The organism is Alkalihalobacillus sp. BA299 (assembly GCF_017745675.1).
In the GTDB taxonomy this organism is placed as follows: domain Bacteria; phylum Bacillota; class Bacilli; order Bacillales; family Bacillaceae_F; genus Alkalihalobacterium.
Genome location: NZ_JAFLJM010000005.1, coordinates 29270 through 52097, shown reverse-complemented (window position 1 = coordinate 52097; position 22828 = coordinate 29270). Strand labels below are relative to the sequence as shown.

27 protein-coding genes and 1 pseudogene are annotated in these 22828 nt (G+C 36.7%); 5 read left to right on the top strand and 23 right to left on the bottom strand.

Annotation, left to right across the window (positions count from 1 at the left end; genetic code table 11):
• Nucleotides 1-414: 414 nt before the first annotated feature.
• The 16 genes from J0N78_RS08035 to J0N78_RS07960 form a co-directional block, all read right to left on the bottom strand.
• Nucleotides 415-2205, bottom strand: coding sequence for an ATP-binding protein (locus J0N78_RS08035; RefSeq protein WP_209122528.1), 1791 nt, complete (start codon nucleotides 2203-2205; stop codon nucleotides 415-417).
• On the bottom strand, nucleotides 2205-2921 hold the full coding sequence (locus J0N78_RS08030; protein WP_209122527.1) for a response regulator transcription factor: 717 nt from the start codon (nucleotides 2919-2921) through the stop codon (nucleotides 2205-2207). Before J0N78_RS08030 ends, J0N78_RS08035 begins: the two co-directional genes overlap by 1 nt.
• 135 nt (nucleotides 2922-3056) lie before the next feature.
• Nucleotides 3057-4244: a c-type cytochrome biogenesis protein CcsB gene (gene ccsB / locus J0N78_RS08025; protein ID WP_209122526.1), complete on the bottom strand. Its 1188-nt coding sequence runs from the start codon at nucleotides 4242-4244 to the stop codon at nucleotides 3057-3059.
• Nucleotide 4245: 1 nt separating this feature from the next.
• Nucleotides 4246-5883, bottom strand: coding sequence for a cytochrome c biogenesis protein ResB (gene resB / locus J0N78_RS08020; protein WP_209122525.1), 1638 nt, complete (start codon nucleotides 5881-5883; stop codon nucleotides 4246-4248).
• Nucleotides 5884-5895: 12 nt separating this feature from the next.
• A complete protein-coding gene (gene resA / locus J0N78_RS08015) occupies nucleotides 5896-6423 on the bottom strand; it encodes a thiol-disulfide oxidoreductase ResA (protein ID WP_209122524.1) in 528 nt (175 codons plus the stop codon).
• A 421-nt stretch (nucleotides 6424-6844) separates the two neighbouring features.
• On the bottom strand, nucleotides 6845-7573 hold the full coding sequence (locus tag J0N78_RS08010) for a pseudouridine synthase (RefSeq protein WP_209122523.1): 729 nt from the start codon (nucleotides 7571-7573) through the stop codon (nucleotides 6845-6847).
• Nucleotides 7574-8020: 447 nt separating this feature from the next.
• Entirely contained in the window at nucleotides 8021-8551 is a 531-nt protein-coding gene (locus tag J0N78_RS08005; protein ID WP_209122522.1) for a spore maturation protein, read from the bottom strand.
• 2 nt (nucleotides 8552-8553) lie between these two features.
• Nucleotides 8554-9141, bottom strand: a complete 588-nt coding sequence (locus J0N78_RS08000) for a nucleoside recognition domain-containing protein (protein WP_209122521.1) — start codon at nucleotides 9139-9141, stop codon at nucleotides 8554-8556.
• Nucleotides 9134-10282, bottom strand: coding sequence for a D-alanyl-D-alanine carboxypeptidase family protein (locus J0N78_RS07995; protein WP_280637200.1), 1149 nt, complete (start codon nucleotides 10280-10282; stop codon nucleotides 9134-9136). Before J0N78_RS07995 ends, J0N78_RS08000 begins: the two co-directional genes overlap by 8 nt.
• Nucleotides 10283-10496: 214 nt before the next feature.
• Complete coding sequence (locus J0N78_RS07990) at nucleotides 10497-11354, bottom strand: DUF421 domain-containing protein (protein ID WP_209122519.1); 858 nt, start codon at nucleotides 11352-11354, stop codon at nucleotides 10497-10499.
• Between the two features lie 32 nt (nucleotides 11355-11386).
• Nucleotides 11387-11593 (bottom strand): DUF1657 domain-containing protein, encoded by a 207-nt coding sequence (locus tag J0N78_RS07985; RefSeq protein WP_209122518.1) that lies wholly within the window; start codon nucleotides 11591-11593, stop codon nucleotides 11387-11389.
• 12 nt (nucleotides 11594-11605) lie between these two features.
• Nucleotides 11606-11956 carry a stage V sporulation protein AE gene (gene spoVAE, locus J0N78_RS07980; RefSeq protein WP_209122517.1) on the bottom strand — a complete coding sequence of 117 codons (351 nt, stop codon included), beginning with the start codon at nucleotides 11954-11956 and terminating at the stop codon, nucleotides 11606-11608.
• A 9-nt stretch (nucleotides 11957-11965) separates the two neighbouring features.
• Nucleotides 11966-12973, bottom strand: coding sequence for a stage V sporulation protein AD (gene spoVAD / locus J0N78_RS07975; RefSeq protein WP_209122516.1), 1008 nt, complete (start codon nucleotides 12971-12973; stop codon nucleotides 11966-11968).
• Nucleotides 12974-13453 carry a stage V sporulation protein AC gene (gene spoVAC, locus J0N78_RS07970; protein ID WP_209122515.1) on the bottom strand — a complete coding sequence of 160 codons (480 nt, stop codon included), beginning with the start codon at nucleotides 13451-13453 and terminating at the stop codon, nucleotides 12974-12976.
• 10 nt (nucleotides 13454-13463) lie between these two features.
• Nucleotides 13464-13841, bottom strand: coding sequence for a YhcN/YlaJ family sporulation lipoprotein (locus J0N78_RS07965; protein WP_247747192.1), 378 nt, complete (start codon nucleotides 13839-13841; stop codon nucleotides 13464-13466).
• A gap of 206 nt (nucleotides 13842-14047) precedes the next feature.
• Nucleotides 14048-14251, bottom strand: coding sequence for a DUF1657 domain-containing protein (locus J0N78_RS07960; protein WP_209122513.1), 204 nt, complete (start codon nucleotides 14249-14251; stop codon nucleotides 14048-14050).
• Between the two features lie 102 nt (nucleotides 14252-14353).
• On the opposite strand from J0N78_RS07960, the gene J0N78_RS07955 reads away from it, so the two are divergent.
• From J0N78_RS07955 to J0N78_RS07945, 3 genes are all read left to right on the top strand, one after another.
• A complete protein-coding gene (locus J0N78_RS07955; RefSeq protein WP_209122512.1) occupies nucleotides 14354-14878 on the top strand; it encodes a hypothetical protein in 525 nt (174 codons plus the stop codon).
• Between the two features lie 78 nt (nucleotides 14879-14956).
• Nucleotides 14957-15646, top strand: coding sequence for a DUF421 domain-containing protein (locus tag J0N78_RS07950; RefSeq protein ID WP_209122511.1), 690 nt, complete (start codon nucleotides 14957-14959; stop codon nucleotides 15644-15646).
• A 4-nt stretch (nucleotides 15647-15650) separates the two neighbouring features.
• Entirely contained in the window at nucleotides 15651-17225 is a 1575-nt protein-coding gene (locus J0N78_RS07945; protein ID WP_209122510.1) for an alkaline phosphatase family protein, read from the top strand.
• 144 nt (nucleotides 17226-17369) lie between these two features.
• On the opposite strand, the gene J0N78_RS07940 is transcribed toward J0N78_RS07945, so the two are convergent.
• Nucleotides 17370-18266 (bottom strand): superoxide dismutase, encoded by an 897-nt coding sequence (locus J0N78_RS07940; protein ID WP_209122509.1) that lies wholly within the window; start codon nucleotides 18264-18266, stop codon nucleotides 17370-17372.
• An 85-nt stretch (nucleotides 18267-18351) separates the two neighbouring features.
• On the opposite strand from J0N78_RS07940, the pseudogene J0N78_RS26665 reads away from it, so the two are divergent.
• A pseudogene (locus J0N78_RS26665) lies at nucleotides 18352-18450 on the top strand (DUF2935 domain-containing protein); the annotation flags it as partial.
• 40 nt (nucleotides 18451-18490) lie between these two features.
• On the opposite strand, the gene J0N78_RS07935 reads toward J0N78_RS26665, so the two are convergent.
• From J0N78_RS07935 to J0N78_RS07920, 4 genes are all read right to left on the bottom strand, one after another.
• Nucleotides 18491-18982: a DUF3907 family protein gene (locus J0N78_RS07935; protein ID WP_209122508.1), complete on the bottom strand. Its 492-nt coding sequence runs from the start codon at nucleotides 18980-18982 to the stop codon at nucleotides 18491-18493.
• A 93-nt stretch (nucleotides 18983-19075) separates the two neighbouring features.
• Nucleotides 19076-19462, bottom strand: coding sequence for a hypothetical protein (locus J0N78_RS07930; protein ID WP_209122507.1), 387 nt, complete (start codon nucleotides 19460-19462; stop codon nucleotides 19076-19078).
• 53 nt (nucleotides 19463-19515) lie between these two features.
• Nucleotides 19516-20133 (bottom strand): SMC-Scp complex subunit ScpB, encoded by a 618-nt coding sequence (gene scpB, locus J0N78_RS07925; protein WP_209122751.1) that lies wholly within the window; start codon nucleotides 20131-20133, stop codon nucleotides 19516-19518.
• Nucleotides 20134-20147: 14 nt separating this feature from the next.
• Nucleotides 20148-20918 carry a segregation/condensation protein A gene (locus J0N78_RS07920; protein WP_209122506.1) on the bottom strand — a complete coding sequence of 257 codons (771 nt, stop codon included), beginning with the start codon at nucleotides 20916-20918 and terminating at the stop codon, nucleotides 20148-20150.
• 156 nt (nucleotides 20919-21074) lie between these two features.
• On the opposite strand from J0N78_RS07920, the gene J0N78_RS07915 reads away from it, so the two are divergent.
• On the top strand, nucleotides 21075-21617 hold the full coding sequence (locus J0N78_RS07915; protein ID WP_209122505.1) for a DUF309 domain-containing protein: 543 nt from the start codon (nucleotides 21075-21077) through the stop codon (nucleotides 21615-21617).
• A 98-nt stretch (nucleotides 21618-21715) separates the two neighbouring features.
• Here J0N78_RS07915 and J0N78_RS07910 read toward each other — a convergent pair whose 3' ends face one another.
• Both J0N78_RS07910 and ribH read right to left on the bottom strand, forming a co-directional pair.
• Nucleotides 21716-22072 carry a GNAT family N-acetyltransferase gene (locus tag J0N78_RS07910; protein WP_209122504.1) on the bottom strand — a complete coding sequence of 119 codons (357 nt, stop codon included), beginning with the start codon at nucleotides 22070-22072 and terminating at the stop codon, nucleotides 21716-21718.
• A gap of 227 nt (nucleotides 22073-22299) precedes the next feature.
• Entirely contained in the window at nucleotides 22300-22770 is a 471-nt protein-coding gene (ribH, locus tag J0N78_RS07905) for a 6,7-dimethyl-8-ribityllumazine synthase (RefSeq protein WP_209122503.1), read from the bottom strand.
• Between the last annotated feature and the right edge of the window lie 58 nt (nucleotides 22771-22828).

Genomic DNA, 22828 nt, shown 5'->3' with positions numbered 1-22828 from the left:
TATAGAGGATACCATGTCCTATATACCATTGAAATGAAGAATTTCGTATGAATAGTGAGTTATCTGGCTTTCAAAGATAGATTCTTATGATGCGCGGAGTTCAATAAAGCGACAATTTAAATAAAGAAAATAAAAAAAGATGACTCATAAGTAAGTATCTGCGTTCCACGCTTACAAAAAATATAGTTGCTGCTACAAATTTCAGCAATTATATTTTGAGCTTGAGGACCTGACACATAGCTGTTGAGTCACCCTGTTTGTTGTATTTCGAAGTGAAATACGTTGCTAAATAAGGTTAAAATTCACTTTTAATAAGATAAATTCTTTTAAATTTTCTTTCCATAAAGTGCACCGGTGAATTGATCACCTTCTCTTTTTGGTGATTTTTTGTTCCTTATGAAACAAGATTTTTCGTTAAATTCCCTCTTTATCTTCTGTTTTTCGAGGAATTTGAAACGTAAATGTCGTACCTTCGTTTATTTTACTATGAACGGAAATTTCCCCTCCATGAGCCTCTACGATATTTTTCGCAATTGCTAAGCCGAGTCCTGTACCTGATCTCCCGCGAGTCCTAGCTTTATCAGCTTTATAAAACCGTTCAAACACAAATGGTAAATCTTCTTCAGGTATCCCTGAACCACTATCCTCTATATCGAACCGTAAATAGCTTTCAATAGGTCGGACTGATAACTGTACCCTTCCACCTTTATTTGTATGGCGTATTGCATTATGAATTAAGTTTGTTAGTACTTGTTCAATACGGTCAGGATCAAATTGAGCAGTAGTTAAATCGTCGCTAATCGTAGCCGATAACTCGATCCCTTGCTCTTTCGCTAGGCCTTGGAACTTTCTTGTAATTTTTTCAGATAATTCTTTGGCGTTAACCGATTGAACTTGCAACTCGATATGCCCTGCTTCCATTCTTGCTAAATCAAGTAATTCATTTACGAGACGGCCCATTCTTAATGATTCATCATAGATGATTTGGGCAATTTCTTTTTTCTCTTCATCCGTCTGAGCAATATCATCTATAATCGCTTCACTATAGCCTTGCAACATCGAAATCGGTGTTCGCAACTCGTGAGATACATTAGCAATAAAATCTTTACGAAGCTTATCTAGCCTTCTTTCCTCTGTTATATCACGAATGACTGCAACAGCTCCACGAACGAATGTTTTATCGTATAGCGGAGAAAGAATAATAGCCCAACTTCTTCCTTGGATATCAATTTCCATTGCTTGCTCTTTTTCAAGTGCTACTACTTGTTGAAAAAGCTTCTTAATTGCTTTCGGTAAATTATCGACCTTCCCATTTAAACCTTGTTCATAATACCAAGCTTGTAAAAAGCGCTCCGCTGGTGGGTTCGTAACAACAATTTTACCCTTCCGATCAATTGTTATTACACCATCTGCCATACTACTTAAAATTCTCGATAATTGCTCTTTCTCTTGATTTAATGCCATCAAGTTTCGATTTAATTCTCTTCTCATGCGGTTAAATGCGATCGCCAGCTGACCAATCTCGTCATTTGTCAAAATCGGAACTTTCGTTTCAAATTTACCTTCAGCAACTTCCATCGATGCTTGCCGCATTTTTCTAAGAGGTGCAGTAATTCGTGACGATAAAAAAAAGGCAAAAATAGTCGTTAAAACAATCGCAATCCCTGCTGAAAAATAAATAATTCTTTTTGTTTCTCCAGTTGTTTCTTCTAAAGCTGAAAGTGATTGATATAAAAACACAGCCCCAGTATTATTTGTCATTTGAACAGGTCGTCCGACGATCATGACTTCTGTATGTACTTCTACCCCATTTGAGTAAAATGGAAAATCTCCTTGACTCACAACCTGCTCTTCTTGTTTAAACACTTGAGAGAGGGTAGGATCGTTATAAAAAGTCTCAATCGGTAAATCAACATTTACAGTCTCATTTGCAGAATACCAATAATCATCACCATCAATAATAACAACTTTTGTCTCATATGATTCTGCAATTTTAGAAATCGTTGATAGCGCTGTTTCTTTACTTTCATATTCTTCAATAATCGTTGCAACCATCTTAGCATGATTCATCAACTGAGATTCTGCTTCATCCACATGAAACTTTTCAAAATATTGAAGTAGCATGACCATTAATACAGACAAAACGACCGAAACTAATAGTAAAATCGTAAACCAAAGCTTACCAACAACACTACGCCAAAGCATTACCCTTTCACTGCCTCGAACTTATATCCGACTCCCCATACCGTTGATATCATACTTGCCGCATCAGGTGAGACGCGATTTAACTTTTCGCGTAATCGTTTTACATGAGTATCAACTGTTCTAAGATCACCAAAAAAGTCGTAGTTCCATACATCTTTTAATAACTGTTCACGTGAAAATACTTTATCTGGTGACAATGCTAAATAGTGAAGTAATTCATATTCTTTCGGTGTTAAATTGATTTCTGTACCCTCGACTGTGACACGGTGTGCATCATTGTCAATCGTCAAATGTGGAAAGACGAGTATATCTTTTGATCCCGTATCCGTTTGCAAAAACTTAGTTGAAGAAGAGCGGCGTAGTAATGCTTTAACGCGAAGAACCACTTCCCTTGGACTAAAAGGTTTCACAATATAATCATCTGTTCCCACTTCAAAACCTTGAACACGGTTTGCTTCTTCCCCTTTTGCTGTTAGCATGATAATCGGTGTTGCTTTCACTTTACGTAATTCTTGACAAACCTCAATGCCATCTATTCCAGGCATCATAATATCTAATAAAATTAGATCATAATCTTTATTTATTGCCATATCTAAAGCTTGTTCACCATTTTCAGCGTCCTCTACTTGATAATTCTCTCTTTCTAAATACATTTTAAGTAAACGGCGAATACGCTCCTCATCATCTACAACTAAAATTTTAGCCTCAAATTCCATACGACGACTCCCCCCAAATAAGCTCTTTAATTAATTTTAAATGTTAATATTACTTTATTTTACCACGTTTCTATCATAACCAAAAAGATACAATGATGAGGCTGACTCTAAATCCTTGAGTCAGCCTCACGAAGATTATGCATACGAATGTAAGCCAGCAATGACTAAATTTACAAAAATAAGATTAAACATAATGATTGCAAAGCCAATTACGCATAACCACGCTGAACGCTCGCCGTGCCAACCACGAGAAAGCCGTAAATGTAAGTAAGCTGCATAAAATAAAAACGTCACAAGGGCCCACACTTCTTTTGGATCCCATCCCCAAAAACGGGTCCAAGCAATTTGCGCCCAAATCATTGCGAAGACCAGCCCACCAAGTGCAAACACAGGAAACCCAATCGCAATCGCACGATAACTTAATTCATCAACACGATCTGCATTTACTCCTTTTAGAATCGGCTGTAAAGCCGCTCCAATTGGCTTTCTTACTATTATTCGTAATAACCAGTATAAGACTATACCAGCTAACAATGACCAAATGACCGTATTGGCATCATCACTTCGTAACCAAGCTGGCATATCTAGTAAAGGACTCATTCTGTTTTCTGTTAACAATTGTCCTTCATTTGGACCTAAGAGGGCGGGTAAGTTATACACCATTTCTGCAGATTGCTCATTTTCATTAACATATGAAAACGTCGCTTCATAGTTAAGCGCACTAAAAATATAACCAATTAATATGAAGCCTATTGTCGTAAGTATACTATATAAAATAAATTCTAACGCTCTCGTTTTTTTATTTCTTTTTGAGTAATCAATCGTTCGAAGTAAATAAATCAAACCTGCTGCAAAACCAATCGCTAAGATCCCTTGACCTAAAGCAACCGTTATGACATGAATTTTTAGCCAGTAACTTTGTAAAGCAGGAATTAGCGGTGATACATCACTTGGAAATACTGATGCATACGCGATAATTAACATCACTGTTGGCATTGTAAACAACCCTAAAATGTTAGAACGGTAGATTGCGTATATAATAATAAAAGCAAGACCCATTGCAATCCCTAAAAAGGTCGTGTATTCAAACATATTACTAACAGGGGCATGGCCTGCGACGATCCAACGTGTAATAAAGTAACCCATCGCAAATAAAAATCCGACGATCGCAGAAATAAACCCAAACGTTCCCCAACGGTTACCACTCATTTCTCCTTGTTTATTCCGCCACTTCTTCCCTGTAATCGAGACAGCAAAGAAAATCGTTGATGCTAAATACAAGAAGAAAGCAACCAATAATAAATTACTACTTAAAGCTGCCATCTTACATTTCCTCCTTAGGATGTTTCTCTTTTTCCTTTTCGGCTACTTGGTCAACTGGTGAGGAAAGTTCAGTTCCTTTAATCATTCGATCGATTTCATCTTTTAGTGAACCCCAATTTTTATTCGTATGACCAGCTAACCATAATTCGCCATTTATACGTTGCACCCAAATTCTTCGATGCACCCAATAAGATCCTTGTATAAGTCCAATCATGAAGATTAATCCACCAACCATTAAAATGCCTAATGTATAATCTTTACGAACAGTTAGTGCCGTCACATGTTTAGTTTCCACACCATTAAAACGTAATTGATAATCATTTTCTCCAAATGGCTCCAAGTTTTGTCCAATAGCTAAGAAACTGACTTCACCATCTGGATGTTCTGGAGAAACCATTTCAAAAATAAAGGCAGGGTTATTTGGTATCCTAGACTTACTAGCAGGTTGTCCTTGTTCATTAAAAAAATAATCAGGAAAATAATGGCGAACTTTCACCTTATACCCCTCTCCCAGATCATACTCTGCTTTCGGATCAAATAAATTGACAGAAAAGTTCCCCATTTGATCTTGTGTTTCTTTATGAATTAAATTAAAATTCATTTCGTTTAATTCATGTAATTTATAATCGACTTGGTATAATGCATAACCATCAAATTTAAATGGATCATTAACGAGAATGTCATGTCTATCGACTTCTATTAATTCACCCTCTGCCCCAATCGTATCTGAGGGCTCCTTTTTATAAAGAACAGCGGATGTTTGGTATGTTTTTACAACATTAGCTCCGGAATTTCTAAGCGCTTCTCCAAACACTTCATCATCTTCATCATACAACTCGACAACGAATTTTTCATTTTTCAAATAATACTCTTGGTTTGTACCTGGTATCACTTCGGTTTCACCTTCACGAATCCAAACAAAATCGTCAATATACATTCCTGGAAAATAACGTAACATACAACCAATTAAAAAGATAATAATTCCAATATGATTTACGTATGGACCCCAACGAGAAAATCGGCCTTTTTCACCAACAATGTTTCTATTTTCTTCTGAAACATTATACTTCCTTTTCGCTAAATTCTTTTTTACTTGCGCAATGGTTTCATCTTCATTGCTTACCTGTGAAACTCCAAAAATCCGTTGACGTTTTAAGAAATTTTCATGGCGAGTGACGCGTTGTGTTTTTAATGCTCGATGTAAAGGTACTACACGATCTAGACTACAAATAATGAGTGAGACTCCTAGCGATGCTATTAATAGCATATACCACCAAGACCCATATAGGTCATGGAACCCAAGTTGATAATATAACTGACCTAAAACCCCATATTCTTCTTCATAAAATTGTGCTGGGTTAACCGTAGGTGGTATATACATTTCTTGCGGGAAAATAGTACCGATTGATGACGCGACGAGTGTAATCACGATAATCCAAATTCCTACTTTTACGGATGAAAAAAAGTTCCATATTTTATCGATAATCGTCCGATTATAGGTTTGCGAACGGCGAGCCACACCTTCATACCTCATATTTAACAGTTCAACTTTTTCCCCTTCTAGTGGCTTTCCACACGACTCACAAATGCCCGTACCAAATGGATTGACGTGACCACATTCGCATTTAACTTTATTCATGTGAACACCTCATTAAGATTGCGGTTTTATCTCTTCTAAAAATCCTCGAATAATCCTCTCATCCATGCCTCCAGTATGCACACGAACAACTTCGCCATGTTCATCAATTAAGATTGTTGTTGGAAGTGGACGGATACCATATGCTTCAGTAATTCTTCTCCCTTTATCAATCGCCACTGGAAACGTTAATTTGTACCGATCAACAAAGGTTTGAACGACTAAATCTGACTCATCAACATTCAGTGCAACCATTTCTATACCTTGATCTTTATATTCATTATAAAGATCTTCCATAATCGGCATTTCTTTTTCACAAGGAGGACAAAATGTACCCCAAAAATTCAAGAAAATGCCTTTACCCTCTAATTCCCTTAATTCAATTGATTCGCCAACTAAGTCCGTTACAACGAAATTCTTTGCTTTATCTCCAGCACGAACGACCGACTGATCAGAAAAAAAATTAATATAAAACGTATATCCGATAGCGATCGTAATAATGGCTAAAATGGAGCTACGAATAATTAGTCTCCTTTGTTTCATTATTCTCTCCCCTCTCACAAGAAAAGCGCAAGCGCACGTTCAGCGGCGTATGGACTGGAGTCCTCCAATCGAGATAAAGAAAACACGACGAGTGCTAACGAGGCGATGTTGACTTATCGTAGGAGGTGAACGAAGTCCACTGAACGCTGGGCGCTTTCCTTAGACATCATTTAAAAAATATACTTTCTAAAAGTGAGAAGTAGGTATGAGATTGGTAGAAATCGTCGGATTGCCACCTTTTTCTCAAGCCCCCAATTACCCACAAATATTTTGATTATGTGATTGTTACAAATAAGTATGAAAAAAGTTTGAAGAGATTTTTCAACAACTAAAAAAACTTTGTAAATGTTTACTTTCCCCGACAAGCTTTTCATCTAATAGCCTTATTATAACGATGGTCATGCTCGTTATTTAGTCTTTATTATGACTTTTGTGTGACAGCTATCTCCCGGAAATGTTTCACTTCAATCGGTTTTAAAGGACGAAATTCTCCAGGAGTTAATCCTGTGAGATCCAAAAATCCATAGCGCTCTCTTTTTAATTTCATCACCTGGTAACCGAGTGCTTCAAACATCCGTCGTACTTGACGATTTCTTCCTTCGTGTATCGTTAATTGAACAATTGAAGTCTGGTTTTTTTTATTAGCAGAAAGTAGCTTTACTTTTGCTGGTGCTGTTATACCGTCCTCAAGACGAATTCCCTCTTTTAATTGTTTTAATTGTTCACGCGTAGGAATGCCTTTAATTTTAGCGACGTAAACTTTATCAATCGTATGTTTAGGATGCATTAAGAGATTAGCAAACTCTCCGTCATTCGTTAAAAGAATAAGTCCAGACGTATCATAATCTAGTCTTCCTACTGGAAAAATCCTTTCATCAACTTCGATAAAATCGGTTACAACCTTACGACCTTTATCATCTGAAACGCTCGAAATGACACCCGACGGTTTATATAGCAAAAAATAAACCGGTTGTTCCCGGTCAATTGGTACTCCATTTACTTCAATTTCATCTTTATTTGCGTTAACTTTAACACCTAATTCACGAACAATTTGACCATTAACTTTTACCTTTCCTTCAACTATTAATTGTTCTGCTTTTCTTCTTGATGTCACACCTGCCTGAGCAATAACCTTTTGTAATCGTTCCATATTTTCACCTCATTGAACATCTTAATGCTTATCTTACAAATTCTCAAGTTTTCATTATTATAGGCAAATTTTTGTCACTTTTTACACCTTACAAAAGAAATATCAGTCTAATTAAGAAAAGCGCAAGGTGTCTGCTTATCGGCGACAAGCGCTGGAGGGCCAGCAATTAGTGTCCTGACTTTTGGACACGTTTGATGGACCGAAGCGACCTCGAGCCGATGACACCTGCAGCTAGACAAGAAAAGCGCAAGCGCCCGTTTAGCGGCGTATGGACTGGAGCCCTCCCGTATGAGATAAAGGAAACACGGAGAAGCGCTAGCGATCCGATGTTGACTTATCGTAAGGAGAGGGAGCGAAGTCCACTAGACGCTGGGCGCTGCAGCTAGACATCCTCGAAATTTAAACTTTCTTATTCGTTCAAAAAAACACTAACGAATGTTAGTGTTTTCACCCAAATACAATTGTTACTATGATGATTGAGGCAATAATTCCAATCACATCAGCTAATAACCCTACTTTTAATGCGTCTCCCATTTTCTTTATGCCTACCGCACCAAAGTAGACAGTTAATACATACAACGTTGTATCTGTACTACCTTGCATCGTTGAGGCTAGTCTCCCGATAAACGAATCAGGTCCGTAGGTAGCAATTAGGTCTGTCGTCATTCCTAAAGCACCTGTTCCTGATATAGGTCGTATCATAGCAAGGGGGACGATTTCACTAGGAACTCCAACCGCTTGTAAAAAAGGTCTTAAGGAATCAATGATAAAGTCCATCGCTCCTGATGCCCGAAATACAGAAATAGCCACTAGCATCCCAACTAAATAGGGAATGATAGAAACTGCCATCGTAAAGCCTTCTTTAGCACCCTCAACAAACGTCTCGTAAGTTGGAATCTTTTTATAAGTTCCATATAATAATATAAAAGCGATAAGCATAGGAATGATCCATATTGATATAACGGTTATCCATCCCATACTTACCTCCTCCTCGTTCGACGATAATAAAAATACCTATCTATTAATATTGCGCCTAATGTTGAACATAATGTCGCTAGTATGGTTGTCCCGACAATTTCTGTAGGTGACACAGAATTATAGCTCATTCGAATGGAGATGACAGTCGTTGGAATGAGCGTAATACTTGCTGTATTGATAGCAAGTAAGGTAATCATTGAACGACTTGCTTCGTCCCGGTCACCATTTAACCTACGTAATTCTTGCATCGCTTTTATTCCCATCGGGGTTGCTGCATTGCCTAGACCAAACATATTGGCTGTCATATTTGAAAGAATATAACCCATAGCAGGATGATTACTAGGTACTTCTGGAAATAGCCTAGTAGCAATCGGCCTAAGTATTTTAGCTAGCCCGTCTAATAAGCCTGCACTTTGTGCTATCTTCATCATTCCTAACCAAAAGACAAGAATACTAATTAAACCGAAACAAATCGTCACCGCATCCTTTGCACCTACAAAGATTGCCTCATTAACTTGAGACATTTTTCCATTAATTCCTGCAAAGATAAGTCCTATTACGAGCATGGATACCCAAATGATATTAATCAATGATTTTCACTCCCAATGTGAGAAAGAAAATTTGCTTTATTCGAGACCAAAATCCTTGTTTTTCCTCCTCAATAGGTGTTAAAAAATAAAGCGGGATCGTATTTAATGTTTCACCTTTCATCGAAATCGATAGCTTTCCTACAGGCTGGGGCATATAAATATTTCTTGCTTCTTCACCTTTTGGTGGCCGATATAATGTAATATCTTTTTTTACCTCACCTTTTTCCGCTTCGGTTAACGGGTACTTAAAAGTATATGGTATATACACTTTATCTCGGTAAAACTCATCTTGAATTCCGTCAACCGTTCCTTCCTCTGCGAGCGTTTCCAGCTTATAACGATCAAATGCCGAATTAAAAAGATTCATATGATCATGCCAGTCACTAGGTGCATTTAAAGTCACACAAATTAAATCAAGACCTTCTTTAGTTGCCGTCGAAACAAGAGTACGTTTTGCTCTTTTTGTAAACCCCGTTTTTCCACCCGTTGAATATTTGTATAACTGAGTTAATAGCCTATTTTTATTTTGCCAATAACTGTATACATCCCCTTCTCTAGCAGCTTTATATGTTTTAGTAGCTGAAATTTTTTGATACTGTTCGTTTTGCATCGCATATTGCGTTAAAATCGCCATATCATATGCAGTTGAATAATGCTCTTCATGGTCATCTAATCCATGCGGGTTAGAAAAAACCGTTCGACTCATCCCTATTTCTTGTGCCTTAACATTCATTAAGTAAACAAACCCTTCTAAACTACCACCGACATGTTCTGCAATAGCAACAGCTGCATCATTTCCCGAGCGAAGCATAAGGCCATATACTAAATCTTCTAATTTTATTTTTTCACCAGCTTTTAAGTAAAGTGAAGATCCCTCTGTCCCTTCCGCTCGGCTTGAAACTTTTACGTATTCATCCATATTTCCTGATTCAATAGCAAGGATAGCTGTCATAATTTTAGTAATACTAGCGATTCTCATTTGTTGGTGTTCATTTTTTCCATATAATACACGCCCAGAAGACTGTTCTATCAGAATTGCACCTTGAGCGGAGACTGAAAAAGCTTCTCCTTGATCCGAGAATGAAAATGTAGAAAATAATAAACTAATAGATAAATATAATATTAGTGCTTTTTTTCTCATGTACATATAAATCCCCGCCTGAATAGTAGTTTGTACAAGTGTATGCGAAAGAGAATGAAGTATGAACAAATTTGTCCATGAGTTATACAATATAAATGGAATATCCAGTAACAAATGAGGATATAAAATTCAAAAGAAAAGCAAGAGTTTATCTCACCTCTTAAGTCGTAGAGGATAGAAAAGAAAATAAGAGGCAGACTCCATCTACCGCCTCTTATTTTAACAGTGGTTTTAATTTTTGCATTACATCTTCCATTTCTTTAGCACATCGCTGGTACATTTTTTTTGTTTGTTTACACTCTGTTTCCATTGAAAAAACTTCTAAGTCAGCTTGGCATTTTTTAACCGCTGCGAATAATAATGGTTTTTCAACTGGCTCTGGAATTTCGATCAAATCATCAAATACATCTACAGTTAACTCACCATAAGAATCAACTTGACCTAAATACACATTTTCAATCGCTACGCCAATTTTATCTAATTCATGCTCTAGCCACCTGCGATTAAAGCCGATTGTCGATAATGGTTCATCTAATATTTTGCCATCCATGATAACTGTTTCTGGCTGCTTGATCGGAGCCACTTGAATTTGCATATCTTTTGGCGTTAATGGTTGATAGTCTTTTTTCAATAAAACATTAAGATTACCGCTCGGTTCTAATACCGCGAACTCCACATCCGCAACCCGAAATACATTTTTTGTCCGTAACTTACTAAGCAACTCATCGGTTGTATAACGATGTTGTTTCATATTGTCTTCAAGTACTTTCCCATCTTTAATGATCGGAATCCCTTTACCACCGACGATATTTCGAAACGTTAAGCTCTTCATTGACAGGATACCAAATAAATACGGAATTAAAATCCATAAAAGTAAAGCGATTACAAGATGACCTGGTGGAATACTTAAGGCGATCGAACCAACGCCAACAATAATTGCAACTGCGGCAGCTGCGATAAACTCAAAATAAGAAAGCTCGCCTAATGCTTTTCGTACAAAAAGTTTCGCTCCAAACAAAACGATAATTATCCCCAAGGTGGACCGAATAACAATTTCTAACCAACCTGGCAATTGAGCACCCTCCTTTCATTCGTTCATCCGATCTAGAAGCCGTTATATTGAGGCTCTTCTCGTTCAAGCTCTCCAATCCTCTTTTCGACATCACCAATCACTTTTCTAGTCGTTAAACACGTTTCATGAAAAACTTTGCGTGCTTCTTCGTTTTCCGTTTCAATCGAAAATGTATTTAATGAAGCTTCAATCCCTTTTAAGGTAGAAAGACATTGTTTCACCTGTGAAGCTACTGTCATATTAATCCCTCACTATCCTTTTGGCCTAAATATTAACGCTGCAAAAAAACCAAATATAATAGCAGCTGAAATCCCTGCACTTGTTACTTCAAAAATTCCAGTGATGACCCCCACTAAACCATGCTGTTCTGCTTCAGCCATCGCTCCATGAACAAGGGCATTACCAAAGCTTGTTATTGGTACTGTTGCTCCAGCACCCGCAAAGTCAATAAGCGGTTCATACAATCCAAAACCATCAAAAATTGCCCCAGTCACTACTAAAGTACTCATCGTATGGGCAGGTGTTAATTTAACGACGTCCATTAAAACTTGACCAAACACACAAATAAGTCCTCCAACAACAAACGCCCAAAAGAATATCATTCTTCATTGTCACCTCCCTGCTTCTATTGCAACTGCGTGGGCGATACATGGAATCGTTTCTTTTTGCTGAAATGATAAAGGTGATAATAGAGCTCCTGTTGCGACGATTAGCATCCTTTTAATTTCTCCTCGCTTCATACGATTGATTAAATGTCCATATGTAACTGCGGCTGAACATCCTGATCCACTTGCTCCAGCTAGCACAGGTTGACCTTCACGGTAAATCAACAATCCACAATCTTGAAATTGCTCGTCTGTCAGCTGAAATCCATGTTTAGCTAGTAAATCAATCGCTATTGAATGTCCGATCTTTCCTAAATCTCCTGTTGCAATAAGATCATAATAGTCAGGACGAATCTCTAAATCCCTTAAGTGAGCTTCAATCGTATCTACAGCAGCAGGTGCCATCGCTCCTCCCATATTAAACGGATCACTTAATCCCATATCAACAACCCTTCCGATCGTTGCAGAGGTAACTCTCGGTCCGCTACCTGTTTTTCCTAATAAACCAACTCCTGACGCTGTAACTGTCCATTGAGCAGTAGGTGGTTTTTGCGCACCGTATTCAGTAGGGTATCGAAATTGTTTCTCTACAGCTGCATTATGACTTGAAGAACCCGTTAAAATATAGTTTGCTCCCCCGCCATTTAAAATAAAGGCTGATAGCGCTAGCCCTTCCATTGATGTAGAACAAGCTCCAAATAACCCAATATATGGGATACTTAACGTTCGGCAGGCAAAACTCGTTGGTGTAATTTGATTGACTAGATCACCAGCAATAATAAATTCAACTGACTCTTTTTCTATTCCGCTTTTTTCAATCGCTTTACTACAAGCTTCCTCAAATAATACACGATGTGCTTTCTCATATGAGTCTTGTCCCATCCACAAATCTTCATGGAGTGTATCAAAATCATCGGGGATGCTTCCATTTGCTTCAAAAGGTCCACCGATCGTGCCAGTAGATAAAATAACAGGTTTATTTTCAAATACCCAAGTTCGATGACCTGTTAGCATTTATAATCCCCCCCATTGGATTAAAATCGTTTTAATAATAGCAATCACAAAAGCTGCTACCGTCCCAAATACGATGACAGAACCTGCTAACTTAAACATATTCCCGCCTACACCGAGTACATAGCCTTCTGTTCGATGTTCAATAGCAGCACTTGCAATAGAATTGGCAAAACCTGTTACAGGTACTGCTGTTCCTGCACCCGCAAACTGTGCAAATCGGTCATAAACTCCAAATCCAGTTAATATTACAGCAAGAAAAATCATAAATGCCACGGTTGGATTTCCAGCTGTGCGTTCTGTAAAATCAAAATATGTGTAAAAAAAAGTTTGTACAAACTGTCCAATTAAACAAATAAGCCCACCAATAAAAAACGCTCGGATACAATTCTTAAAAACAGGTCTTTTTATTTCATGTTCACTAGAAAATTTTTGATATTCTTGTTGTACTGGGGTTAGATTTTTTTTTATTTGATCGGACATTTATTCTCACTTACCCTTTCATATCTTCCTCTAATTTTTTTAAACGCTTAGTAAAATCTTCTTTTGAAATTCTTTTTTCCTTCAGTTCGTTCTCTAACTTTTCAAGCTCCATAAATATTTTTTTATCCGTAGAAACATGAACTTTTGCGTTTGGATACCGTTTTTTTATTCGAGCAAACCCATCAGAACGAATACCATTTAGATGCAATCGATCAAAGTGCTTAACGGATGGAGCAATGTAGATATTTTCTTCATTTGACACTCCTCGCACTTCAATCACTTCATCCATCGAAAGAATAATCTTTTTTGCATGATCGGCTTTCGTTTGATCAACCATTGCTTCTTCACCAACAAAAAGAGGTGTTATCTCTTTTTGCTGCAAATTCATTTGACCACAACCGGTGAAAATACTAGCTATAACCAATATGTTCAAAAAAAGCAAATAGTGATTATTCATATAAACCATCCTATTCTTAGCTTCGTATTAATGATAGTTTGACAAATATCCCTGTTTATTATGTAATCGTATGATTTCACTGTTATAATTGGTAGAACAAGGTTGACGTGGATACATCAACCTTGTTTAATAACGTATTAATCATTATATTGTGGTTCTTCTTGCTGGATTTCTTGTAAGCGTGGGGTTAATGTGTCAACAATACCTTGTGTCTGTTGTGCTAAATTTTGAAACATTTGTTTTGCTTGTTGATTTTCTGTCTGAAGCGCAAATGTTTCAAAACTTGCTTGTGCACTTTTTAACCCAGCTAGTGTTTGTTTTACTTGACTTGCTACCGTCATAATAGTTCCTCCTTGATATTAAAAATTGGTACGGTGTTAATATTTGATTATAAGCGCAAAAAAATAGTAGTAAAAAACTGGAATATGCTTGGAGTGTCAAAAATGCTTTTACTTATATCTGCCATACTTCTTGTCAATTTATTTATTTTAATCATGCTTATTCGACTATGTCATTCCATAAAAACACAACAAAAATTTTTAAAACAGCAAATTTACTTATTGGAAAATTCCCAAGTCCTTCAACTACAAAAAAATGATCAACTTATTGATGAAAGAAGATCCTACGTTTTTCTTCAAGCCTTACAATTGCGTGATGCCATAGCAAAACAGGTGAGTAACCTACACCCAAGAGCGATTGAGGATGCTCCTTTTTCACACGGTTTAACCGCAAAAGAACTTAGTGAATCTTTTTCTCCGATGCAGCTTGAAGCCATCGCCTCTATTTGGGATCTATTTCACCAGTATGTTGATACTTATTGGAGAACTGAGCAAGGGAAAATTAAAACAGTGTTTAAAGGAGCCGTGGATTTAAAAGGAAGCGAAGTTCACACCATTCTAAATGCATCTAACCAATTAATTCCAAAGATTGATCACTTACTTAAACAAATGAAAGGAGTTGAGCATTAACGCTCACTCCTTTTTTTTGAGTAATTATTCCAATGATGGGACATTCTAAAAGAAACTTTTTATGTTGAGGGAAAACGATTGAATACAAACTTTTTCTATTTGACGACTGAACTTGTTATTGGTTTTTTTGCACTGTTATTGATTACAAAAGTTTTAGGGAAAACGCAAATCACACAGCTTACCCCCTTTGACTTTATTTCTGCACTCGTTTTAGGGGAACTTGTTGGTAACGCAATTTATGATAAAGAGATCGGTGTTCAATATGTGCTTTATGCCGTTTTAATCTGGGGAACACTTATTTATTCTGTTGAGTGGGTTACACAAAAGTATAAATCAACAAGAAGTATTTTAGAAGGGAAACCAGCAATTGTTATTAGAGAAGGAAAAATCGATTATCAACAATTAAAGGATAACCATCTCGATATTAATCAACTTCAACACTTATTACGACAAAAAGATGTTTTTTCAGTTCGTGAAGTGGAATATGGCATTTTAGAATCAAATGGTTCTGTAAGTATTTTAAAAAAATCGAACTATGATCAACCGATAAAAAAGGATTTAAACCTAACACCACAAAAGGTTTATCTCCCAATAACGTTAATACTAGATGGTGAAATTCTTTATAACAATTTAAAAGAAACTGGATATAACTTAGCATGGCTGAAACATCAATTGTTTGCACACGGGATTACAGATGAAAAGGAAGTGCTCTATGCAGAATGGCTGGAAGGAGAATCACTTTATATTAATACCTATCATAAGGAGTGAGAATATGCGTCTTCGGATAATTATCTTATTAATCCTTTTATTCGTATCAGCATGTCAAGGAGCAAACAACCAAGGTAATGCATCTATCCAACAACTTGAAAAAGATGAAATTAAGCCAAATAAAAAAGTCATTCTTGTTATGATTGATTCTATGATGGGATCATTAATTGATAATAGCCTTGAAAAAGGAAAAATTCCCGCCCTTGAGTTTTTAATTGAAAATGGCCAGTATCATAAAGACTTAGTAGCTCCGTTTCCATCTATGTCTGTCGTTATTGAGAGTACACTCATGACAGGAGAAATGCCGAGTAAACATCATGTCCCGGGGCTCGTTTGGTACAAACCAGATGAAAATCGCATTGTTGATTACGGTTCAACTTTTGGAAAAATGGTCAAATTAGGAATGAAGCAAAGTTTAATGGACTCTTTATATCACCTAAACAACTCACATTTAAATCCTAAAGTGACAACTATTCATGAAGCATTACAACAGAAAAAATATTCTACAGGCTCTGTTAACTTTTTAATTTATCGCGGTCAAACAATGCACGATATGACACTTCCTGTACTTCTCGATCAATGGTTAAACTTAAACGAATCCCTCCAAACAAAAGGGCCTGACTTATTAGCATTCGGGAGTGCTGTCAAACCGAAAGTCATTGAAAATAAAGAATTACCCGACACCTTCATATCTAATTTTGGCTTAAATGATGAATATTCGGTGAAAGTAGTAAGTGAAATGATAAAAAAAGGGGAACAACCTGATTTTTTAACTGTATTTTTACCTACCTTCGATAAGGACGCTCATAATCATAGTCCACATTACCGCGCCGGCTTTGAAAGAGCAGAAAATTTATTTCAAGAAATATTGAATAGTTATGAAAGCTGGGATAAAGCATTAGAGGAAAATATATTTATCGTTTTTGGAGATCATAGTCAAGATAAGATGTTAGATGATGAACTGTCTATGGCAATCCCATTAGATGAAATCTATAGTGAATATTCAATAGCCCCCTTAACGGATCACATTGGTCATGGAGAGATTGTAATTGCTAACAATCACCGAATGTCCTACATCTATCCGATGCAAGAGATTGAGTTATTACCTCGACTAGCAGAAGCAGCCATGGTTGATAGACGCATCCAATTTGCTTCTTGGATGGATGAAAATTGGGTATATGTGATTTCACCAGATTATAATGAAGGGTTTCGATTCAGGCCTGGGGGACAGTGGGTGGATCGGTACAACCAGACTTGGGAATGGGAAGGAAATGAAAAAATAGTCGGAATTGACACTGAAGTCAATCAAACAACCTTGAAGTACACTGATTATCCAGACGTTTTAAATCAACTCATTAGTGCATTAAATAGTAATTCCCATCCAGCTGTTGTTCTGACAGCAAAACCAGGTCATACTTTTCACTCAGAAGGAGCTCCACTTCATGTCGACGGTGGTGAACACGGTGGTTTACACAAAAATGATACGTTAGCAGCCATCGTGATTGCCGGTACTGATAAACAGCTTGACAATCCTCGGATTGTTGATTTAAAAGAATATATCCTTCAGTTTTATAGATAAGCAAAAACGAGAGTCACTCTTTAATATCTAAGCTGCTTTTTTACACACTGTCCTAATAGTGCCTAACTCCATTCAAGTTGTATGGTGCATGGCACTTTTTTAGGGCAGCGTAATTAAAGTGATTACTAAGTCACTATCTTCAATTTAATAAGGTCGCCAACGTAGCTCTTTCGCCTTTTTAAATCGATCATTTACATCTGGCCAATTGACTACATTCCACCAATTTTTAATGTATTCTTTACGCTCATTTTTATATTGAAGGTAATAGGCATGCTCCCAAACATCAAGAACCAATAATGGAATAACATCCCATTGACTTAAATTTTGATGTTTTTCTGCTTGCAAAATTTCTAATCGATGCGATCTTGGTGACCATACTAAGATTGCCCAACCGACAGCTTCCACGTTTTTCGCTGCTTCTGAAAAATGTTTTTTAAACTGCTGAAAGCTTCCGAAATCTTTTCTTATCTGGTGAGCCAATTCTCCAACTGGTTCACCTCCACCTTTAGGACTCATATTATTCCAAAAGATCGTGTGTAAATAATGTCCAGCTCCGTTAAATGCAGCCTCTCTTTCCCAATGCTTAATGAGGTTAAAATCACCTGTTTTTCTTGCCTGCTCCATCATTTTCTCTGCTTTGTTTAAGCCATCTACATAACTTTGATGATGTTCTTGATGATGTAATCTCATAATTTCAGCAGCAATATACGGTTCAAGAGCGTCATAACGATATGGTAATGGTGGAAGCCGATGTCCACCGATCGGAACAGGTTGAAGTGGCGTACTGTTCATTTGATTACCTCGATTGCTATCCATACTTTGATAAATTTCTTCCCAAGTATGATATAAAGTTTGTGCTTCAATTTGTAATGTCTCTATACTTGTTCGTTGTTCCAACAACTCTTTGAAGCCCAATAATTTTCCTTCAAAGCTTTGGACTATTCTCTCGTCTATACTTTGTTTCACCTTCTCATCTAATTGATCCCAAGCTTTCTCTACGCTTTCGGCCCATACATTAAATTGATCCTGATAGGTTTCCATTTATTGTAGCCTCCTTCAACATTCAGTCATCGCATTACTATATGCCTAAACAACCTCCATTTGTGATTAAGTCACAACCTAGGCACATATGGCAAGAGAAGAGTGCTATTACTTAATGAAATTGGCGGAGTCTAGTGAAACAACGATGCCTGAATGCGACCCAACTTCACCGAGAAATGAGTAGCAAATAGCAAGAGCGAAGCCATGGGGGCTTCGCTCTTGGTTTACTTGGAATGAATCATTTTAGTATGAAAGTCTGTTTCGTAATACTCTAGTTCTTCACGGATCGTTTGAAAGGGACCTTCAATCGTCTTCATTAATTCTCTTAATGAGTTCGGTACCGCTTTAGAAAATTTAATTGCATTTTTTCCCGTATACGCCGAGCGGCTATCTTCATACCAATTATCGATACGAGGGTTAAAAAACTCCTCAATGCAATGATGGTAAATCCAATATAACGTTTTTTCAGCTGCTGCTTTACGGAATGTTTTTCCATTTAATATAACTTCACTCGCTTCTTTACCTTCTTCACAAAATACAAGAACACGACGTAAAGAGGAAAGAACAGCTTTAAAATAATCCTTATCAGATTGATTATCTTCACTTAACAAATCCGTCAGCGTGTTTTCATTTAAAAATTCACTAACCTTTTCACAAATATCTCTTAAAGTCTCATGTGCTAAAGTCAATTGGCTTTCAACCAATGTGTTTCCCATTGGTGACACCTCCACTTTTATGTTAATTATATTATACGACACATTGGACAAGAACGCCTTCTTAAAATTCAAGGAAATCTTCTTATGTACATCTTACAATCGACTTTTCCCTTGTGTGATGAGTTCTGTCATAATTTTTTTTACTTTTTCAATATCGACCTTTCTAAAGATCGTCTCTAATTCTTTTAATTCATTAATGTAAATTCGCTTTTTTTCCTTATTACCTGGATTTTGCAACAAACAAACCAATGCAACTATATCTTTAAAAGAGACTTCCTTTTGATCAATCGTCATAATCGGATTTTCCGCAAATGGAGATATTTCTGATGATTTCTCATCAAAAAAACGAACATATAATACATTCAGCTCTTTTTCTTTTCCGTTGTCCGTATAAATTACAGTAGAACGATTGAAGAAATCTTCAGACGTGTTGGGCTTCTCCTTTTCAAGTTCAATTCCTTCAGCCTTTATTATTATCACAACAACCACTCCCACCTGTAAACTTTATTTATTTACCATTATAACATGTCTTCTTAGATCTTATTTTCCCTAGTTTCGTCACCTAATAGAGTCTCCATACCTTCCTCAAACTTCTTAAAAAACAGATCCGCTTCTTCACCTAGCAACCCTTCATCTACTTGGTCTGGTAAAGGTGGTAACTCTTTTAATGACTTTAACCCAAAGCAATCTAAAAATTCTTTTGTAGTTCCATATAATATCGCCCGGCCACTGCCTTCTGCTCGTCCTACATCTTTTATTAAAAGTTTAGCTGTTAATGTTTGGATGGCTTTTTCTGTTTTTACACCACGTATTTCTTCAATTTCGACCCTAGTGATCGGCTGCTTATAAGCAACGATAGCTAACGTTTCAAGTGCAGCTTGAGACAAGCCAGTATGTCCTGGGGCTTCTACTAGCTGTTGATAATAAATGGCATGCTCAGGCTTTGTTGTTAATTGATAAGATCCTGCTATTTCAATTAATTGAAGTCCTCGATTTACTTCTTTAAAGTCCCTCTCTAAGTCATTAAGTGCATCTTGTATCGTCTCTCGTTCAACTTTTAAAATTTTTGCTAACTGCTCTTCCGTAAGTCCATCTTCGCCAGCTACAAATAATAATCCTTCAATAATCCCTTTTATTTCACTTAAACTGATTGGATTAAATAGCGTCAATGAATTGACCCCTCCTCTTTGATGTAGATCATGATGTCTGAAAAATTATTTTCCTGTTCACAAATGATTGCATTTTTCTTCATTAATTCCAGCAGTGCTAAAAAAGAAATAACGATATGAGCTCTCTCTCGTACCGGAAACAAGGAGTAGAAATTTCTTTTCCCTCCTGTTCGGACTAGATCTTCCATTATTTCACCCATTCTAGCCTCAATTGAATACTCTTGCCCTCGTACCGTTTTAGCAACTGGGGCTTGCATTTTTTTACGCTTAAGCATCGTTTGATAAGCATCTAACATATCAAAAAGAGTGATACCTTTTAGCCTTACTTCTTTTCTTTCCTCTTTTGGAAAATATCTTTCCAGATTAACAGGTGGTTTCGTATGAATTAATGAACGCTCAACTTGGCGTTCTTGTAACTCCATAGCAGCCTCTTTAAACTTTCGATATTCGATTAAACGCATCATTAGCTCTTCACGAGGATCTTCTTCATCTGCTTCAAAGCTCTCTCCATCGTCATCCCATTCTTCTTGTTGCTTCGGTAATAACATCTTACTCTTAATGGCTAGTAGTGTAGCTGCCATTACTAAATATTCACTTGCTATATCTAACTGTAATTCTTGCATCGTTCGAATATATTGCATATATTGATCCGTAATTTTCGCTACTGGTATATCATAAATATCTACTTCTGCTTGTTTTATTAAATGAAGCAGTAAATCTAATGGACCTTCAAATGCGTCCAATTTTACACTGTATTGAATACTCATCTCATCACCAATTTCTATTAAAAACCGTTGCTAGACAGGATTATATCACAATTTCATCCTCCAAAGTTGTATATTTTCGATCTATGTCATTTTCATAACTAAATAACATATGATACACTTTCACTAACTTTTACTACTCTACGGAGGAATCATTTCATGGGATATCCACAAGCATTTATCGATTATTTAATTTTTTTTCATGGTGAGCGTGATTTTTTTGAGTGTCATGAAGTATTAGAAGAATATTGGAAATCAAAAGAAGGGGCCAAAGAAAAGGTTTGGGTTGGTTTTATACAACTTGCTGTTGCTCTTTATCATTTTCGCCGGAGCAACTATGAAGGTGCAAAGCGTATGATCACTAGTGCACAGAAGCTTTTAGAAAAAGAGAAAACAAGAGTTACTGATTTAGGTGTGAATAAGGAACAACTTTTAATCGACCTGTCTGAAATCAGAAAAAATATCGAAGACAAATCACCTTATCAAGACTACAACATTCCGATTCAAGATCAAACTCTTCTCGAATTATGTACGGACCATTGTAAACTACACAAACTTGAATGGTGCACATCTAGTGATTTCAATAATAATTATCTCATCAACAAACATTCTCTTCGTAATCGGGAAGACGTCATTAATGAACGGGCAAAACAACAGAAAATCAAGAACAGAATTATGTCCAAATTAAAAAAAGAAGACTGACTCAATAAGTGTATGCGCTCCTCAAATTTATACGATATATAGCTGCTAGGAATTATAGCATCTATATATCGGCTTTGAGGTACACTTTACTACCTGAGTCAACCTCCCGTGACATCTAACAAACATGCTGCATAAAACTCTTTCGTATCTTGATTTGGTCGTAACGTCCCTTTAATTTTCTCTTGTACCGCTTGCAGCATCTGCTTTCCGATGCCTTCATCACGAAAAGAAGGGTTTACACAAACATGACACAATACATAGTCGCCATCTCCGTCTTCATATATACCGATTACACCAACAATATCCTCTTTTTTCCACAAAAATAACTGCCATCTGTCATCATGCTCATACTTCTCAATCGTTTCCTGTAACAATTTAATTTCTTTTTGCTTCGGCATGTACGACAATAGCCCCATCGCAATCTTTCTGTAAGTAGATTTATATTTTATTAACATACCAATCCCTCTTCAATCTTTCTTAAACTGTCATGCGTAAGCTATCAAACTAAATTTTATCACATTCTTATCAAAGATTGTGTGATGTTTATGAAAAATTACGATAAACGTTACTTATAAAATATGTCAATTTGCTAAAAAGGTTAATAGGTAAAGGTATTTTTTTATGTAATAAAAAAAGAACATGGCGTTTTTTTTCAACCATGCTCTTCCTTAAAACTATATATTTATTGATTAAAAGAGCGACTTAAATTTGCCATTTCAATTGCTGCTGCTGCAGCTTCCCAACCTTTATTTCCTGCCTTTGTACCAGCTCGCTCAATCGCTTGTTCGATTGTATCTGTCGTTAACACTCCAAAAATTACTGGAATCCCCGTTTGAAGTGATAAACTTGAAACCCCTTTAGCCGCTTCATTACATACAAAATCAAAATGAGGAGTTGCGCCACGAATGACGGTTCCCAGAGTGATTACAGCATCGTACTTATTCGTTTCAGCCATTTTTTTTGCCGCCAAAGGAATTTCAAACGCTCCTGGTACCCATGCGATATCAACATCTTCCTCTGCTACTCCATGTCGTTTAAGCGCATCTTCGGCACCACCTAATAATTTACTCGTAATAAATTCATTAAATCGACCAACTACAATTCCTACTTTTAAGCCTGAACCTACTAAATTTCCTTCAAATACTTTTCCCATTATTATTTCCTCCTTATGTATATGAAGGTTTTTTTCCCCTTCATATCCGTAGTTATTT

Excerpts from the sequence above, each read along its gene's own strand:
- spoVAC (WP_209122515.1), bottom strand. The coding sequence starts at position 13,453 with ATGTCCGATCAAATAAAAAAAAATCTAACCCCAGTACAACAAGAATAT.
- ccsB (WP_209122526.1), bottom strand. The coding sequence starts at position 4,244 with ATGGCAGCTTTAAGTAGTAATTTATTATTGGTTGCTTTCTTCTTGTAT.
- J0N78_RS07910 (WP_209122504.1), bottom strand. The coding sequence starts at position 22,072 with ATGTTAATAAAATATAAATCTACTTACAGAAAGATTGCGATGGGGCTA.
- J0N78_RS07935 (WP_209122508.1), bottom strand. The coding sequence starts at position 18,982 with ATGGGAAACACATTGGTTGAAAGCCAATTGACTTTAGCACATGAGACT.
- J0N78_RS07965 (WP_247747192.1), bottom strand. The coding sequence starts at position 13,841 with ATGAATTTGCAGCAAAAAGAGATAACACCTCTTTTTGTTGGTGAAGAA.
- ribH (WP_209122503.1), bottom strand. The coding sequence starts at position 22,770 with ATGGGAAAAGTATTTGAAGGAAATTTAGTAGGTTCAGGCTTAAAAGTA.
- J0N78_RS07920 (WP_209122506.1), bottom strand. The coding sequence starts at position 20,918 with ATGAGTATTCAATACAGTGTAAAATTGGACGCATTTGAAGGTCCATTA.
- J0N78_RS08030 (WP_209122527.1), bottom strand. The coding sequence starts at position 2,921 with ATGGAATTTGAGGCTAAAATTTTAGTTGTAGATGATGAGGAGCGTATT.
- J0N78_RS07915 (WP_209122505.1), top strand. The coding sequence starts at position 21,075 with ATGGGATATCCACAAGCATTTATCGATTATTTAATTTTTTTTCATGGT.
- J0N78_RS07940 (WP_209122509.1), bottom strand. The coding sequence starts at position 18,266 with ATGGAAACCTATCAGGATCAATTTAATGTATGGGCCGAAAGCGTAGAG.
- spoVAE (WP_209122517.1), bottom strand. The coding sequence starts at position 11,956 with ATGATATTCTTTTGGGCGTTTGTTGTTGGAGGACTTATTTGTGTGTTT.
- J0N78_RS07960 (WP_209122513.1), bottom strand. The coding sequence starts at position 14,251 with ATGACGGTAGCAAGTCAAGTAAAACAAACACTAGCTGGGTTAAAAAGT.
- J0N78_RS07985 (WP_209122518.1), bottom strand. The coding sequence starts at position 11,593 with ATGACAGTAGCTTCACAGGTGAAACAATGTCTTTCTACCTTAAAAGGG.
- resB (WP_209122525.1), bottom strand. The coding sequence starts at position 5,883 with ATGAATAAAGTTAAATGCGAATGTGGTCACGTCAATCCATTTGGTACG.
- spoVAD (WP_209122516.1), bottom strand. The coding sequence starts at position 12,973 with ATGCTAACAGGTCATCGAACTTGGGTATTTGAAAATAAACCTGTTATT.
- J0N78_RS07955 (WP_209122512.1), top strand. The coding sequence starts at position 14,354 with ATGCTTTTACTTATATCTGCCATACTTCTTGTCAATTTATTTATTTTA.
- J0N78_RS07995 (WP_280637200.1), bottom strand. The coding sequence starts at position 10,282 with ATGAGAAAAAAAGCACTAATATTATATTTATCTATTAGTTTATTATTT.
- resA (WP_209122524.1), bottom strand. The coding sequence starts at position 6,423 with ATGAAACAAAGGAGACTAATTATTCGTAGCTCCATTTTAGCCATTATT.
- J0N78_RS07945 (WP_209122510.1), top strand. The coding sequence starts at position 15,651 with ATGCGTCTTCGGATAATTATCTTATTAATCCTTTTATTCGTATCAGCA.
- J0N78_RS08010 (WP_209122523.1), bottom strand. The coding sequence starts at position 7,573 with ATGGAACGATTACAAAAGGTTATTGCTCAGGCAGGTGTGACATCAAGA.
- J0N78_RS08005 (WP_209122522.1), bottom strand. The coding sequence starts at position 8,551 with ATGGGATGGATAACCGTTATATCAATATGGATCATTCCTATGCTTATC.
- J0N78_RS08035 (WP_209122528.1), bottom strand. The coding sequence starts at position 2,205 with ATGCTTTGGCGTAGTGTTGTTGGTAAGCTTTGGTTTACGATTTTACTA.